The sequence below is a fragment of the Oceanobacter sp. 4_MG-2023 genome, assembly GCF_030689165.1.
Taxonomy (GTDB): domain Bacteria; phylum Pseudomonadota; class Gammaproteobacteria; order Pseudomonadales; family Oceanobacteraceae; genus Oceanobacter.
This window is the reverse complement of sequence record NZ_JAUYVV010000002.1, coordinates 87,902-104,469: the sequence shown is the minus strand read 5'-3', so window position 1 is coordinate 104,469 and position 16,568 is coordinate 87,902. Positions and strand designations below refer to the sequence as shown.

Here is a 16,568-nt window from a genome sequence, read left to right as displayed (position 1 = left end):
CGACTAGTGAGTCGCCACCCGTACTGCAGGCACCGGCTCTTCAAGATCGAAGACCTGCGTGAAAAATTGCGGAAGCTTCAGCCGTACATCGCTGGCAGCAGCAGGGTTATAAACCCACGGCCCCGATGGCTGGACACACTCATCGCCCATGCGGAACATCCGGCCCGTTGCCTGATTCAGCAAGATGCCCTTGATGCCCTCCCGAATCGTGCAATCCCGTAATGAGCGTTCCAGGCCACTACGAACCTTTTCAGAGTGGACCAGGTCGAACGCATGTCCGGCATCCGGATAGCTGGTAATCTGGATATTGGCTCCGGTACTGGCGCTGCGACTGACGTAATCACGGCACTGGTCGACCGCATTCACCTGATCATTGGCACCGTGGTAAATCCGGATTGGTGCCTGTATCAGCTTGTCATCTTCACGATATTGAAAACTGCAATCAGGATAAAACGCCGCAATGGCAGCAAACGACAAGCCCGCCTGTCCGTACAAGGATTGCATCCGTTCCATGCCTGCGTACAGGGTCGCCTGCCCGGACTGCGTAAAGCCAATCAGTCCGATACGTTTGGGGTCAATACCCGGATATTTTGCCAGCTGTGCCAGCGCCGCGTAGGCATCCCGAATCAGCGCCATCCGCCGCAGACTGCTGGTGGATTCAATCCGGCCGTTGGTACTGTCGACCATGAAGGTGCCGATACCCCGTTGATTCAGTAACTCAACCCAGTCTTGCAGTTCGTAGGTATAGCCACTGGCACCGTACAGCAGGATCACCACCGGATTGTTGTCACCTGGTGGCAGTCTTAAAGCACCGACGATACCGGCCTGCTCGCCGCCCTTGCCCCGCAACAATTGCTGGTCGGACATGGTCACGGTCGTAAACGTTATGACATGAGAAGAAACTGCCGCCCGGACGCTGGTCGCATACAACACCAAACATCCCAGCAGCGTGATAGCCAGGCTCAGTCGCCTTGTTATTGATATAGCCATAGTGGTTCGCCACTGCCGGACTGTCTGTGGCAATCACAGCCAGCCCGGCATCAAGGCTCAGAAGTTAACAGTATAGGTAGTGGTTACCCGATACTCATCGTATCCAGCGGCAAAGCTGCGATCGATAAAGATACCGCGTACATCAAACGTCAGTCCTTTGAATGCACCTTCCTGCAGGCTGTAGGTCACGTACAGGTTTTTCTCGGTTTCATTTTCATCCGTCAAATCGCCCACATCAATGTCCGTACCCTTGATCATACGGGCGAACACTTTCAGGCCTGGCAAGGTGTCTTTGGCGTTATACATGTACACCAAACCAAGGGATTTTTCGTCTGGACGAACAAACGCCAGATTTGACCACTGCACCAGATAAGGCTGCGGGATATAACCATTCAGGGTTGGGAAGAACTTGTCGTTGTTCATCTTCTGATAGTTAATCATCACCGCGTGATTACCCATGCTCAACGACTCACGTACACCAAATGCCTGGGTATCGTATTCGCCATTGCGGGCTTCACCGTCATCGCTGACGCGGAACAAACGCACGTCGGTGCGCGAACCCACATCGCCGAAGCGGGTTTTGTAGGTCAGGCCAGCGTACTGTTGCTTGTAGTAGTCGTTCAACGTCCCCAGAAAGTAGGTCACGTTCAACGCTTTGTTAACGTCATAGCTGGCACCAAAAAAGTCCAGGCCATCGGAACGTTCTTCATCGTTACCAAAGAAAATGGACATGCCTTCCTTGTCGGACGACTCACGGGTTACCACAGACCAGTAACGACCAGCGGTCAACGTCAGTCCGTCAATCTCCCTGGACTGCAGCATCGCACCTTCATAGATGGTATCCAGCTGACGGCTGGTGTCATCCCAGGCGATCGGCAGATGCGGACGATGATCACCAATAGTCAGTTCGCTTTTGGAGTATTTGGCCTTGAACGTGGCACCGGTACGACCATAAGTGTCTGGTGCTTCACCGTCAGCGTGGATAGGCACAGAACCATCGTCACCATCGGCACTCATGATATAGGCCAACTGGGAAGACGCATCCAGACCCACCTGAATGGTAGTGTCGGTGTAACCGGAAGTGAACTGCAGGTCGCCACTTTGAGACCAGCTACCCACGTCGTCAGCGTCAGTATCGTAGCTACGAGTCAGATAAAAGTTTTTCAGGTCCAGTTTAACGGTGCTGTCCGCAACAAAATCCGCCAGAGCGGTGGTTGGCAGAGCCAATCCCGTCACGGCTGACAGTACGATTCCGACTTTACACAGATTGCTTTGTTTCATTATATGTTCCCTTCTGCTTTTCATTGAGTACCAGTGACTGCTGGCGTGTGGTTGTACCGGCCACTCCTTCCCTTGCGGTGAAGAAACCGGCCTTACTCGCCTGGTAACAGAACGTCTTGCGCTCTGTCGCCCCCCTGTTGCCGACGCGGTCAAATCCCTGCCGCGTTCTTGTTATGGGTTACTCGATTACTGCACAAAAAATCGCAAGGTCACGTACACTCAAGACGCAACCGATTTGTCATTCAAGCAATGGTAAGCCCGGTTGAAATACACCAGACCGTCATCTGCATTACCGATGCGTACATCAGCAATGCGGCAATAAAATACGGTGTGGGAGCCCATTTCATGGCTCTCATGGATCACGCAATCGAAGTTCACCAGCGCTTCATCCAGTGCCGGAGCACCGGTTTTCAGACAGCTCCAGCGGTGCTTGGCAAAACGCTCTTCGCTGGTCAGTTCGCGGTTGGCAAAATCCCAGGAAACCCCCTGGTGCTCGCCGGTCAGCACGTTGACGCACAACGTCTTATTGGTTTTGAAATGTTCATGAGCGTAGGAATTGCGGTTCATGCAAACCAGCAAGGTCGGTGGCTCATCGGTGACACTGCTGACGGCGGTGGCGGTAAAGCCGAAGCGCCCGGCGTCACCATCGGTAGTGATGACGGTGACAGCTCCACCCAGCAACGACATGCCATTGCGGAATAATTGAATATCGACCATGGTATGGCTCCTCTAATGGTAGTTAGATGTCGAGTACTAGACGTGGGGATTTAGCGCGCGAACAACACAGCAGCATCTGGTCGTTGTCCTCTTTTTCTTCGTCGGTCAGGAACACATCGCGGTGATCCGGAATGCCTTCGATGACATCGCACAAACAGGTGCCACAGGTACCTTGCTCACACGATACCCTGACCTTCAGACCGGCTTCGGTCAGTGCCTGGGCGATGCTCTGGTTTTCGCCAACAGTCACGGTGATGTCACTGGCTTCGGCATATACTTCAAAGCTGCTGCCACCGGTTTCAACCTCGACCTGGAAAAATTCCTTGTGAATGCGTTCGTCGGCAAAGCCTTTGCTGGTGGCACTGGCCATCACCCATTCCATAAACCCGGCAGGGCCACAGGTGTACATATGGCTACTGTCATCGGCATCATCAAACACCCGATCCAGATCGACACCGGCACCGTCGTGTTCATCGTCAAAATGCAGGTGCACCCGATCGGCAAAAACGCTATTCAGCAGATCATCAACAAAGGCACAACTACTGCGCGAGCGACCGCAATACCACAAATCAAACGGCTTGCCTGCGGCGTGCAGGGCATACGCCATGGCGATCATCGGCGTCACACCGATACCACCACCAACAAGAATCGAACGACCGTCGGTAGCCGCCAACGGGAACAGGTTGCGAGGCGCGCTGATTTGCAGCTCGGTGCCTTCCAGCAACCGTTCGTGAACGGCGATCGAACCACCGCGGGAATTCGGGTCTTTCAAGACACCAACGCGATACGCACTGTTGTCGGCCGGGTCATTACACAGGGAATACTGACGAATCAGGTTATCACCCAGGTGCAGGTCAATATGGGCACCGGCTTCAAACGCCGGTAATGGCTGGCCTTGCGGGTCGACCAGCTCCAGGGCAACTACGCCTGCGGCGTGTTGTTCGCGCTTGCGAACCACGACGGTCAAGAGTTCGTCTGTCATACGCTATCTCCATCCGGTCAATACCGGCGTTTCTTCTACTGTGCAGCCACAAAGTGGCGGGCTGAATCGGGTGATCGTGCGGATTTATGCGGCGCCGTGGCGCTGACCGGAATCAGCGCCTGGCGACTACCGCATAAACAGGCCACCGTTCACATCCCAGGTCGTTCCCGTGGTGAAATAGGCTTCGGGGCGTGCCAGCTGCACGACCATGTCACCAATAAAGTCAGCATCACCAAGCTTGCCCGCCGGAATATTGGCCAGCAGGCCAGGCAAGCGCTCAGCAGGCACCAGCGCCTTCACCATGGGTGAATCGATCGGCCCTGGCGCAATGGCATTAACGGTGACGCCGCCAGCAGCAAGCTCTTTGGCAAACACCTTGGTCAGGGTCAGGATGCCGCCCTTGGACGCGGCATAATGGGCGCCGGTTGAGGTGCCGCCGTTTTGCCCGGCCAGCGACGACATATTGATCACGCGCCCATAACCCTGGCTGGCCATATAACCGCCAATCACCTGACAACCGGCAAAGGTGCCGCCGAGGTTGATATTGACGACCTCATTAAATTCTTCGAGAGAGATATCCATCACCGGCGTCGCCCGGGTCACGGCGGCATTGTTTACCAGCACGTGCAAGGCACCCCACTGCTCCAGTACGGCAGCCAGGGCACTCTCGAAGTCGCCTTTGTTGGCCACATTGAGAACAACCGCCATGGCGGTATCGCCACTGGCATCCAGTTCGCGGGCGGCGGCTTGAGCGGCATCCAGGTTGATATCACTCAAAACGACGTTGTAACCCGCGCCATGCAGACGCCTGGCGATGTGGTTGCCCAGCCCCTGCGCGGCGCCAGTGACCAGTGCTACCTGTGTTGATACGGTCATGAATTTCTCCTCGATACTGCTTGTTACTGTCGGTTGGTTGCTTGTTTACAAGCGACTGTCACACGGTTCTCAAATGGCTTTTAACGGCTTTAACAGCTTTAACGGCATCAAACGCAATCAGGGCGGCATGCCGCCCTGACAGCCGTTAGAAAATAAAGCTGACCGTGCGCAAGAAGCCGTCGGCATGCAGCAATTTCACCACTTTCCGATCAACCAGAAAGCCTTCATCCGTCGGAACCAGGCGGTATTCAATATTGGCTGGATAAGTCACCAACTTGCCGTGGCGCAGCTCGTTCAGCGTCATGGCACAACGGACAACCACAACGTCATCGCTGGCTTCCAGTACACGAATACGGGACATCATACGAACGGTGTAACCCACGGAATCAGCAGAAACCGATTCACCATTAATCAGGCGCGCGACTCGCATACGGCGCATGTCCGCATCATCCAGCGCCAGGTTCAGGGTATTGAGGTAGTCGGCTTCATTCAGATCGGTCGGAACGATATACAGACCGCTGTCCGTCCACAGCGACAACCACTCCTGATAGCCTTTGTGATCCAGCAGGTCGGCTTCGTAGCCAATAAACTCGGTGACTTTGGCGAGTAATTCGGTATTGGATTTCATCGCTTACTTCTCCTCTGCCGGCGCAGTGTTGGTTGTGCTGCCAGCAGCCATCATTTTCTTGTATTGCTGATACGCACCACGCATACCGGTTTCAGAGCAGACGGCACCTTGTGGGTTACCATCAACCGAAGTCCGCAGCCTGGTCATGCCCCGGTTCACCAGAATCCAGCCATCTTTACCGGACTGAGAGCCCTTCTGTACCCGCTCCCATGCTTCGCCATCATCTGGCGTACCAAAGCCCATCGGGCCTTGAAAGTGTTCGTGCAAGCGCATGCGTTTGCGGTTAAACGCCTGAGGGGCACCTTCACCACCCAGTGCAACGTGCTGGATTTCGGTCTCGCCCACACTGACAGGACGCAGGACGCGGAAAAACGCCATGGAGCACGACACGTTCGGGAACAGGTTGAGGTTGAAGCCGGTACCGTGTGCTGCACGCACCAGTTTTTTCACTTCATCTTCGGATTTGCCTTCTTCACGAAGCTCCGCTGCCAGAGCTTCGAAACGGGCAGGAATTGGCTGATCCAGGTCGGCTTCAAGATCCACCAGTTCAGGGATCATCACCATCACGCTGTGACCATGGCCGAGGTCTTCCACAAAACCCTCACCATCCAGGAAGTCGAAAATATCGGCTGTTGCATCGTCCAGAGAGCTGACGAAAGACTTGTGTACAATCGGGAAGTGGTACGCATCGGTGGTATTTTCGAGCTGGATTTTCCAGTTACCCGGGAAGTTGAAACGGTGTTCTCCCAGGACTTTCATTGGATAACCGCCGCCTTGTTTGGCAAACAGGTCGATCCATTTTTTGGCGCCACCAAGGAAATCCACCAGCGGCTCAATGTCGTCCTTGAAGGTGGCAAACACCATGCCCTGATAGGTTTCAAAGCGCAGGCTTTCCAGCGACATGTCTTTTTTGTCGAAAACGCCGTCGTATTCTTCAGGTTTTGGCAGTGCCCGCAGTGAACCGTCCAGGCCATAACCCCAACCATGATATGGACAGGTCAACGCCTTGGTTTTGCCTTTGCGGCCTTCACACACAGTGGCACCGCGGTGGCGACAGCGGTTTTGCAGCACGTGCAGGTTGCCTTTGCGATCGCGGGTCAGAATCACCGGATGACGACCAACAAACGAGGTTTTGAAGCTGCCCGAATCCGGCACTTCACTTTCGTGGCCAACAAACACCCAGGTGTTGTTAAATACTTTATCCAGCTCTTCTTCGAATATTTCCGGGTCGGAGTACAGTGACTTGTGGACACGTCCTTCTTCGACCATATCTGCCGCTTTCAGGCTGATATCTTGTAGTTCAATCAATTCACTCATTGTCGTCATCTCTGGTTGTTGGCCGGTGTGGCGCACGGTTCTATTGCCGGTTGCGTGGTCGTTATAGCTGCGGTCATGGCCGGGTTATTTTTCCGGCACTGGCAGCGGCTCGTCGCTTTGCCAATGATCCACCGGTCGGCTGAACAGATTCTCTGTCTGGAAATGGGCGATGCGCCAACGCCCTTCTTGCTGTTTAAAACGCACATCCAGGCGGGCACTGTTAAGGTGCGATGCGCCGCTGGCAAAAGTGGAGGTTTGCAGCATGTTCCAGCTGGCATGCGCATGATCACGCTCCACCACGATCAGCTCGGAAGTCAGGAAATGAACGTTAAGAGCAAAATGCGGCGGCTCGGAAGCGTAACTTCCCAGCATGGTTACGATGGCATCACGGCCCTGAAAACCACCAAAGCTATTGGCGTAACGCTTGCCTTTGCCTTCCCAAACAGCGTCTTCAGTGAACAGGTCACCCAGCTCATCCATTGGGGTCTGCAACGACAACTCATCACACAGCGCCATATAGCGGTTGATGCAAGCCCGGATATCTCGCTCGCTTTCCAGTGCCTGCAAACGCTCTTTCAACACGTCAATTTCATTCATTCCGGCGACCTCAGCTGCGTTGTACGATCAGTTCACGACCGGTACGCGCTTCCACTTTGGCGTAACGCCACAGTTTGTAAGGCGTCTCGCCAACAGCGGTGCTGCGGAACAGGTTGCAGCAGGCAACGACGGTGTCATAATCAGCCACATCGGCCATCAGGTAGGTTGTCCATGGGTAGCCGGATGATGGGCCAACCATGCTTTGGTCGTCGTCCATGTTGCCGATCACGGTCACACCATCCATGTCATGAATGCCGTTCCACATTTCACCAAAGGCAGCCCAAACATCGAGTTGCTCTTCTCTGGGGGCATCCATGAAATTCTGGTTGATACCCATGCAAAACAGTACGCGGAGGGGTTTTTTATCACTCATAATGTGTAGCTCCTGGCGGTTAATTCAGTCGGTTACGATGTTCTAACAGGTGTTACAAATAACCCGGATACGGGTCGTGTCCGAAGAAAATGGCACCGGCATTACGGAAAGTAATTGCGCCCATAAAGGCGTGTTGAGTCGCCATCATCGAATCCCGCAAAATGCGTGATAACGGGTGATCGGTATAGGTGCTGGTCATGCCTGCCACCTGATAGGCAATACGAACTGCCTCGGCACATTCATGGGTCAGGTGACTGGTTGCCAGACGGATCAGGCTGACCTGTTCACGGGACGGCTTTTCACCCCGCTGGATGGTCTCCCAGGTGTCTTCCGTCACTTCATAGAAAAAGGCTCGTGAAGAGCGCAATTTGGCTTCGGCCTTGGCAACTTCAATCTGGACATATTCACGCTCACCCAGATTCGGTGCACCGGTCACCGATTTACGTCCGGCAGCCATGGCCTGAACCACGTCAAGTGCTTCCCGAGCCAGGCCAGCCGTAGTGACAGACAGAACCTGGGCGGCAAATGACAGGCTTGGATATGCAAAGAAATCGGATTCGATATTGGGTTTGCCGCCACGAACGAACGTCCATTCTTCTGGTATAAATACATCATTGACGACCATGTCGTGGGAGCCGGTGCCAACCATGCCGATAACATCCCAGTTGGGTTCAATCGTCACCTGGTCGGCTGGCATTACTGCCATGCGTGGCAGCGGTTCGCCGGCATCAGGCTGGATACCAACACCGATCAAGGATGCCCCCATGGAGCCACTGCCAAACTTCCAGCGACCAGAGACCCGGTAACCACCCTCTACTTTTTGGGCCGGCTGCGTCGGGAAAATACCACCTGCAAATACCACATCCGGGCCTTCTGCCCACACCTTGTCGATCGTTTCTACCGGCAATGCCGCCAGGTAGGCCGGGTTCATACCAAAGCTGGCCACCCATCCGGCAGAACCATCAGCGGCCGCAATGGCTTCAACCATTTGCAAAAACTCGGTCGGGCTACGCTCATCACCACCCAAGGCTTTCGGCACCATGGCGCGATAAACACCAATACTGCGAAAACGCTCAACAATGTCTTGCGAAACGTACTGTTGGTCTTCGAATTCCTGGCGGCGCTGGCGTATGTCGGTCAGCAGTTCATCGAATGCAGGCCCTCCCCAGAGGGACTTGTCGATCTGATATCCAGCCATGATTCTCTGGTCTCCTGTTAATAATGGACTGAGCCAGTTCCTGACTCGACAGCCGCAAACAGACCTGGTGGAGTCTTCATGCTGCGTAACTGTTTATCCGTAAAAATTGGCCGAGATACACTCGTGCCCCGTTGCGTTTTTTTAAAATCGCCCAAAAACAGACATTCTGTCAATTGAAATTTCAATTAAATTTCAATGCACAAAAATGGACGTGTTTTTTAACAATGCACTGATCTGGGTCAAAAATTCACACTGCTCAAAAAACACTCAATTAGTCAAAAAAATATCACTAAGTTATTGTTTTATATGAATTTTTTAATAAAAATTACAAGGAAATACAAAATAAATGGGTAGTTTATTCCCACTCAGGCCCCACAAATGAGCTTCCGACAAACGTTCCATTTCCATTAATAAAGCAGCCAAAAAAAGAATTTATTAGATTATTTTTTAATTTGTTTGTGATCCAAAAAGACAAAGCCAAAACCGCAAAAAAAACTTGAAAAGTCTAGTGTTTTCGGGGAATCCAGAGCGTTTCAAGGATGCGAAACCAACACCGTTGAGCCATGTTTAATGGGCTGAATTTACCGAACAGTCGTACAGTCCAGCCATGATGCCGATACGAAATTGGCACAGTCACTGCTAGGCTATCTCCAGTCAGTCGTTCCCAACGGGTTCGATTCATTACTCAGCCTGCAAGGCAACAAGGTTCCGTCAACCACGGTAACCACTCATTCAAAACAGCCTTGCACCTAAACGGAGATCATCATGCTGTCCAAGAAATTACTTCCTGTACTGCTGGTTGGCGCAACACTGGGGTTTAACGCGGCTCAAGCCGATATCAAGATTGGCGTAGTGACATCGGCAACCGGGCCGATCGCGCTGGTGGGTATTCCACAAAAGAACACCGTTGCATTGCTGCCAGACTCCGCCGGCGGTGAAAAAATCCGGTACATTTCTCTCGATGACAGCAGTGATCCAACAGCAGCCGTTAAAGCCTTCAAAAAGCTGATCGATGAAGAAAAAGTGGACGCCATCATTGGGCCAAGTGGTTCCGCCGCCGCCATGGGCGTGATCCAGTTTGCTGCCGAATCCGGCACGCCAATGCTGGCTCCTGTCGGTACTGCCGCAGTAGTACTGCCGATGACAGAACAGAAAAAATGGGTTTTCAAAACCACTCAGAATGATGATCTGATTGCCGCCGCTCTGATTGAGCAAATGCAAAAGGAAGGGGTTAAAACCCTTGGCCTGATCGGTACAGCCGATCCTTACGGTGAAAACTGGGAAAACGTTATGTCTGGCCTGGCCTCCAAGGCTGGTATCAAGATTGTTGCGACCGAGAGTTTCCAGCGCCAGGATACGTCCATGACGGGTCAAAGCCTGAAAGTCTTGATGACCAACCCGGATGCCGTACTGATTGCCGCCCCTGGCAGCTCTTCTGTGATGCCGCAAACCACACTGAAAGATCAAGGTTATAAAGGCCAGATCTACCAGACTCACGGTGCGGCACTGGATCCATTCCTGCGCCTGGGCGGCAAGGCAACGGAAGGAACCATTCTGGCCGCCAGCATGATGCTGGTACTGGATGAAGTGCCAGACAGTGCCGCAAAAGAGACAGCGACCCACTACGTCGACACCTATACCCGTATTTATGGCAACCCTCCTGCTACCTTTGGTGGCAACGTCTATGATGCTGGCCTGTTGTTGAAAAATGCCATTCCCGCCGCTCTGGAAAAAGGCAAGCCAGGTACTCCGGAATTCCGTGCCGGATTGCGTGACGCGCTGGAAAAAACCAAGGAAATGCCTGGTACTCAAGGTGTCTACAACATGACGCCTGAAGATCACAGTGGCTTTGACGAGCGCGGCCGCGTGATGATTACCGTCAAGGACGGTGACTGGAAACTGCTATAACTCTCTATTGACCGTGAAGACCCCGGCAGCTGCTGCCGGGTGGCTTGACCCCAACCTTGTACCGACGACGACCGAATCCTGTGACAGCATGCTGCGGCAACGCTGTGATTTTTTCTGTTGGGCCGTTGCCTTTAAGGAACTGGAAATAATGAATTTTCAAATTGCTGTACTGCTTGGCCAGGACGGCGTAACCAATGGAGCCATCTATGCGTTATTGGCTCTGTCTATTATTTTAGTATTTACCGTAACGCGGATTTTGCTGATTCCGCTGGGCGAATTTGTCACGTTCGGCGCCCTGACGATGGCGTCTTTTCAAGCCGGTGAGCCGACAGCATTGATGTGGGTCTTGCTGGGACTGACCCTGCTCGATAGTGCCCTGGATGCCTGGGCAATGCGTGAGCGCGGTTTTGATACACGCAAACTACAAATTATTGGACTGAAACTGGGTTACGCCGCTGGCCTGGTGATCCTGATGCACAGCCTGACACTGGATCAAATCCCGATGTTTGCCCAGGCTTTGCTGACCATGTTGCTGCTGGTACCTATCGGCCCGGTAATGTATCGGATTTTCTTCCAGCCGATCGCCTCTGCCCAACCACTGGTGTTATTGATTGTTTCAATCGCGGTACACGTTGCCATGGTGGGTGTTGGCTTGTTGCTGTTTGGCCCTGAAGGTGCCCGCACCCAGCCGTTCACAGATACTGCTCTGTCGCTGGGGCCGGTGATGCTGAAAAGCCAGACCCTGTGGGTAATCCTGGTGTCCATTATCCTGATCGTATCCCTGTTCCTTGCGTTTGAACGCACGCTGTATGGCAAGGCCTTACGAGCCACCGCAGTCAATCGGATGGGTGCCCGCCTGATGGGTATCTCTCCGGACTTCGCCGGTAAGGCAACCTTTGCCCTGGCCGCCTTTATTGGTGTGTCATCGGGTATTCTGATCGCCCCGATCACCACGCTGTATTTTGACTCCGGCTTTATTATCAGCCTGAAAGGTTTTGTCGGCGCCATTATTGGTGGCCTGGTGAGTTACCCGGTAGCAGCCATTGGTGCCGTCGCGGTCGGAATGGTAGAAGCTTTTTCCATGTTCTGGGCCAGCGCCTATAAAGAAATTATCGTCTTCACACTGATTATCCCATTCTTGCTGTGGCGTTCTCTGACCAGTCATCATGTGGAGGACGACGAATGAAATCCCTCAATTTCCAATTAAGCAATATCCAATCCCGTAGCATTCTGGTGGTTTTCCTGCTGCTGGTCGCCTTTGCTCCCATGATTATGCCGGTGTATCAAATCACCCTGATGAACTACATCGGTCTGTACGCATTGGTGGTGTTAGGTCTGGTCTTACTGACGGGTGTCGGTGGCATGACCAGTTTTGGTCAGGCGGCATTTGTTGGCCTCGGCTCTTACACCAGCGCTTATCTGACCGCGACCCAGCAGTTACCGAGCTGGCTTGAATGGGCATCCGGTTCGCCCTGGCTGGCCTTGCTGGCAGGCCTGATACTGACCGGCCTGGTAGCCTTGCTACTGGGTGCCATGACCCTGCGGTTGTCCGGACATTACCTGCCACTGGGCACCATTGCCTGGGGTATCTCTATCTACTACCTGTTCGGTACGCTGTCATCATTGGGAGGCCATTCCGGTATCAGTGGTTTGCCTGCCATTGAACTGTTCGGCCTGACGCTGGATAAGGGAGAAAAGATTTTCTACCTGATCTGGGTCGTGCTGCTGGCCGCTATCTGGCTGGTACAGAACCTGCTGAACTCCCGTGAAGGCCGTGCCATTCGTGCCTTGAAAGGAGGTCAGCTGATGGCTGAGTCCATGGGCGTCAATACCTTCCGCTCAAAACTGGTGGCCTTTGTTATTTCTGCCTTGCTGGCCGCGATTTCGGGCTGGCTCTACGCCCACAACCAACGGTTTGTAAACCCATCTCCTTTTGGCCTGACCATGGGGATCGACTACCTGTTTATGGCGCTGATCGGTGGTATCTCCTCGGTTTGGGGTGCCTTGCTGGGAGCTGGCGTTCTGACCATGATGAAACAATGGCTGCAAGACTGGCTGCCGGTGCTGTTCGGCAGCGACGGCCAGTACGATCACATTGTATTTGGCTTGCTGATTGTCTTTATGATGCAGCGCTCTCCGGGTGGCCTGTGGCCCATCCTGATGAAGTGGGCACCGGTGGCCTTCAAACCCAAGCGTGATCTGCTCGCCGGTACCGAAGCGTCACCAGAGCTGGCCCGCCGTACTCTGCCCAACTCAGGTGATCTGATTCTCGAAGCGCGCAATGTCACCCGTAAATTTGGTGGCCTGGTAGCCAATAACGAAATGAGCCTGCAAGTGCATGCCGGTGAGATTCTGGCGCTGATCGGCCCCAACGGCGCAGGTAAAAGCACCATGTTCAACCAGTTGTCGGCAGTTGATACGCCCACCTCCGGGGAAGTGCTGTTCCAGGGTAAAAGCCTGTCCGGCAGCAACTCCCGCGAAGTGGCCAAAATGGGCATGAGCCGCACCTTCCAGCACGTCAAATTGCTGCCCACCATGACGGTATTGGAAAACGTTGCCATTGGTGCCCACTTGCGTGGTGAAAACGGCGTCGTTCGCTCATCCCTGCATATGGAACGCCTGCAAGAAGGCAGCTTGCTCAAAGAAGCCGCTCGCCAACTGGAACGGGTGGGTCTGGGTGACTACCTGAATGAAGAAGCCGGTAGCCTGGCCTTGGGACAACAGCGCATTCTCGAAATTGCCCGTGCCCTGTGTGCCGACCCTTGCTTGCTGCTGCTCGACGAACCCGCCGCCGGGTTGCGTTATCTGGAGAAGCAGGCACTGGCGGAACTGCTCACCCGACTGCGCGGTGAAGGCATGGCTATCCTGCTGGTCGAACACGATATGGACTTCGTTATGGGTCTGGTGGATCGCATTGTGGTCATGGAATTCGGTCAGAAAATTGCCGAAGGTCTGCCGGAAGAAATCCAGACCAATCCTGCTGTACTGGAAGCCTACCTGGGAGGAGCTGACTGATGTCTAACCCTGTATCGCATAACGTCACCAACAAGGTTGCTAACAACGTCGCCAACAAAGTGCTGGATGTTCAGGGGCTGCGCGTTTCTTACGGCAATGTCGAAGCCCTCACCGGCGTCGATGTTACCGTCGGTGAAGGCCAGATTGTTACCGTGATTGGCCCCAACGGTGCCGGTAAAACCACGCTGCTATCGGCCATTATGGGCATCCTGCCCTCCAAGGGAAACATGAACTTTGATGGCACGGTGTACACCGTGCCAGAAGTCGAGACCCTGGTCGGCAAAGGCCTCGGCCTGGTGCCAGAGAAACGCGAGCTGTTTGGCACCATGACCGTCGCCGACAACCTGTTGCTGGGAGCCTTTCAACGCTATCGCCGAGGCGATACCGGTTATGAAACCACCCAGTCAGAGGTTTACAGCCTTTTCCCTCGCCTGTGGGAGCGTCGTCACCAACTGGCAGCCACGCTGTCCGGAGGTGAGCGGCAGATGCTGGCTATCGGTCGCGCCTTGATGGCCAAACCCCGCCTGCTGATGCTGGACGAACCCAGCCTTGGTCTGGCACCACTGATCACCCGAGAGATCTTCCGCATCTTTGCCGACTTGCGGCGTCAGGGTGTATCGATCCTGCTGGTGGAACAAAACGCCCGCGCCGCGCTGAAAGTCGCCGATTACGCCTATGTTCTGGAAGGAGGTCAGGTTGCCATGCACGGCCCGGCCGCCGAACTGGCCAACGACTCACGCGTAATCGATGCCTATTTGGGTCTGGCCAGCAAGCATCAGGAATTGCTCTCCAGCTAACACCTGATAGTCTCAAGGCCCGCGCAGGCGGGCCACTCTATCCATTTTGAACGGGAAGTATGTTATGCGCATCTGTATTGCCGGTGCCGGCGCGATCGGCTGCACCCTCGCCGCTCGTATCGCGGCTTCCGGGCAGCCAGTGAATATTCTGGCTCGTGGGGCAACCCTGCAGCAGCTGCAACACCACGGTATCCGGCTGAACGATCTCGATGGCGATCACACAGTCAGTGTCCACGCCAGCGAGTCTGCCGAAGCCCTGGGGCCGCAAGACCTGATCCTGGTATGCACCAAAGCCCCTGCTCTTGGTGCTGTGTTCGCTCAAATACAGCCGATGCTTCACCCCGACACCGTGGTGATTCCTGTGGTGAACGGTTTGCCCTGGTGGTATTTCCGAGGCATCGAAAGCCGGTTTGCCAACGACCCGATCAAGGCCATTGATCCCGACGGCGAGCTGAACCGGTTGGTGCCTCAACAGCACCTGATTGGCTGCGTGGTGTTTATTACCGCCACCCGTACTGCCCCCGGCATCGTCAACGCGGCCAACCCGCACTTGATGATCATCGGAGAAATCACCCATCAGTTGACCGACCGTCTGGAACGCATCCGGCAACTGATCGAACACGCCGGTATCGAAGCCCGCAGCACAGACAATATTCGCGACCAGATCTGGACCAAGGTCATCGCCAACCTGACCTCCAACCCGTTGTCGGTCATCAGTGGTGCCACGCTGGAGCAACTCTACTCCGATCCGCAGCTGCAACCACTGGTGCGACGCGTATTGGACGAAACCTTGCTTGCCGCCGCATCCCACGGTGCCCGGGTTCGTTTTGACCCACAATCCATTATGGAAATGGGCACCGGCATGGGCGCCATCAAAACCTCCATGCTGCAAGACTTCGAAGCCGGAGCACCGCTGGAGCTGGCTACCATCGGCCACGCAGTCGTAGAGGTTGCCGAAAAAACCGGCATCGATATGCCCACCACACGCCATATATTGGCGTTGGCCGAGTTTTTGTCCCAACAGCAGCGTAACGCTTGATCCACCGATAGCCATCAACAGCTATCTGAATATTAACGACCGTAGAATCACGAAGGAAATATGTTATGAAGCAGCAAATGATCCGCCCAGACAACATCAGCGACAGCGAATGGGATCTGCGTGTCAAACTGGCTCACTGCTACCATCTGATCGATTTTTTTGGCTGGACTGAATCCATCTTTAACCATATTTCAGCCCGCTTGATGGATCAGGATGACTGTTACCTGGTAAACCCGTTTGGCCTCAACTACACCGAAATCACCCCGGCCAACCTGATCAAGGTAGGTGTCGACGGCAACAAGCTGGATGACTCCCCTTACGACGCCAACCCCGCAGGTTTTGCCTTGCATGGCGCTATCCATGGCGCCCGTGATGACATCCACTGCGTGATTCATACCCACACCAATGAAGTGTCTGCCATCGCCCAGAAAAAAATCGGCTTTACCCACAACGATTTTTACGGTGCCCAGCTGTTTGGTCGCGTTGGCTACCACGCCTTTGAAGGCATCACCCTGTTTCCGGAAGAGCGTAGCCGCATGCTCGACAGCCTTGGTGACAGACACATACTGGTCTTGCGTAACCATGGCATCGCCGTGGGCGAAATGGATATTGAACGCACCCTGTTCTTGCTTTGGACTGTCCAGCGCGCTGCCGAGATTCAAGTCACCGCTGGGGCACTGGGAGGTGAAGACAACCTGCTGGAAGAGTCCATCAGTCAGCGCTGTGCCGACCTGACCCAGATGCTGATCAAAGACAGTGGCTTTGCCAAAAAATTCTTCGACGCCATGGTTCGTAAAATGGAAGCCGAAAAAGGCCCAAGCTGGTAATACCCCCAGCCTGGCCTCACCGT

Annotated in this window: 16 protein-coding genes; 6 read left to right on the top strand and 10 right to left on the bottom strand. The window is 54.2% G+C overall.

Going from position 1 to position 16,568, the window contains the following annotated elements; genetic code table 11:
* Positions 1-3: 3 nt before the first annotated feature.
* The 10 genes from Q8W24_RS02170 to Q8W24_RS02125 form a co-directional block, all read right to left on the bottom strand.
* Entirely contained in the window at positions 4-990 is a 987-nt protein-coding gene (locus Q8W24_RS02170; protein WP_305474233.1) for a dienelactone hydrolase family protein, read from the bottom strand.
* 57 nt (positions 991-1,047) lie between these two features.
* Entirely contained in the window at positions 1,048-2,271 is a 1,224-nt protein-coding gene (locus Q8W24_RS02165) for an OprD family outer membrane porin (protein WP_305413193.1), read from the bottom strand.
* 219 nt (positions 2,272-2,490) lie between these two features.
* A complete protein-coding gene (locus tag Q8W24_RS02160; RefSeq protein WP_305452812.1) occupies positions 2,491-2,988 on the bottom strand; it encodes a flavin reductase in 498 nt (165 codons plus the stop codon).
* A 22-nt stretch (positions 2,989-3,010) separates the two neighbouring features.
* Positions 3,011-3,970: a PDR/VanB family oxidoreductase gene (locus Q8W24_RS02155; RefSeq protein WP_305474231.1), complete on the bottom strand. Its 960-nt coding sequence runs from the start codon at positions 3,968-3,970 to the stop codon at positions 3,011-3,013.
* Positions 3,971-4,096: 126 nt separating this feature from the next.
* A complete protein-coding gene (locus tag Q8W24_RS02150) occupies positions 4,097-4,846 on the bottom strand; it encodes an SDR family NAD(P)-dependent oxidoreductase (RefSeq protein WP_305413190.1) in 750 nt (249 codons plus the stop codon).
* A gap of 145 nt (positions 4,847-4,991) precedes the next feature.
* A complete protein-coding gene (locus Q8W24_RS02145; protein ID WP_305474229.1) occupies positions 4,992-5,474 on the bottom strand; it encodes an aromatic-ring-hydroxylating dioxygenase subunit beta in 483 nt (160 codons plus the stop codon).
* A gap of 3 nt (positions 5,475-5,477) precedes the next feature.
* Positions 5,478-6,791, bottom strand: a complete 1,314-nt coding sequence (locus tag Q8W24_RS02140) for an aromatic ring-hydroxylating dioxygenase subunit alpha (protein ID WP_303434338.1) — start codon at positions 6,789-6,791, stop codon at positions 5,478-5,480.
* Positions 6,792-6,875: 84 nt separating this feature from the next.
* Complete coding sequence (locus Q8W24_RS02135) at positions 6,876-7,388, bottom strand: nuclear transport factor 2 family protein (protein WP_303434340.1); 513 nt, start codon at positions 7,386-7,388, stop codon at positions 6,876-6,878.
* Between the two features lie 10 nt (positions 7,389-7,398).
* On the bottom strand, positions 7,399-7,761 hold the full coding sequence (locus tag Q8W24_RS02130) for an IacB protein (RefSeq protein ID WP_303434342.1): 363 nt from the start codon (positions 7,759-7,761) through the stop codon (positions 7,399-7,401).
* 52 nt (positions 7,762-7,813) lie between these two features.
* Positions 7,814-8,959, bottom strand: a complete 1,146-nt coding sequence (locus Q8W24_RS02125; protein ID WP_303434344.1) for an acyl-CoA dehydrogenase family protein — start codon at positions 8,957-8,959, stop codon at positions 7,814-7,816.
* 765 nt (positions 8,960-9,724) lie between these two features.
* Here Q8W24_RS02125 and Q8W24_RS02120 point away from each other — a divergent pair.
* From Q8W24_RS02120 to Q8W24_RS02095, 6 genes are all read left to right on the top strand, one after another.
* Entirely contained in the window at positions 9,725-10,867 is a 1,143-nt protein-coding gene (locus Q8W24_RS02120) for an ABC transporter substrate-binding protein (RefSeq protein WP_303434345.1), read from the top strand.
* A gap of 148 nt (positions 10,868-11,015) precedes the next feature.
* The gene (locus tag Q8W24_RS02115; RefSeq protein ID WP_303434347.1) at positions 11,016-12,053 is read left to right on the top strand and encodes a branched-chain amino acid ABC transporter permease; all 1,038 of its coding nucleotides are present in this window, start codon (positions 11,016-11,018) and stop codon (positions 12,051-12,053) included.
* Complete coding sequence (locus tag Q8W24_RS02110) at positions 12,050-13,882, top strand: branched-chain amino acid ABC transporter ATP-binding protein/permease (RefSeq protein WP_305474227.1); 1,833 nt, start codon at positions 12,050-12,052, stop codon at positions 13,880-13,882. Before Q8W24_RS02115 ends, Q8W24_RS02110 begins: the two co-directional genes overlap by 4 nt.
* The gene (locus Q8W24_RS02105) at positions 13,882-14,679 is read left to right on the top strand and encodes an ABC transporter ATP-binding protein (RefSeq protein ID WP_303434350.1); all 798 of its coding nucleotides are present in this window, start codon (positions 13,882-13,884) and stop codon (positions 14,677-14,679) included. Before Q8W24_RS02110 ends, Q8W24_RS02105 begins: the two co-directional genes overlap by 1 nt.
* A gap of 64 nt (positions 14,680-14,743) precedes the next feature.
* The gene (locus Q8W24_RS02100; RefSeq protein WP_305474225.1) at positions 14,744-15,718 is read left to right on the top strand and encodes a ketopantoate reductase family protein; all 975 of its coding nucleotides are present in this window, start codon (positions 14,744-14,746) and stop codon (positions 15,716-15,718) included.
* 65 nt (positions 15,719-15,783) lie between these two features.
* A complete protein-coding gene (locus Q8W24_RS02095; RefSeq protein WP_305413182.1) occupies positions 15,784-16,545 on the top strand; it encodes a class II aldolase/adducin family protein in 762 nt (253 codons plus the stop codon).
* Positions 16,546-16,568 lie beyond the last annotated feature (23 nt).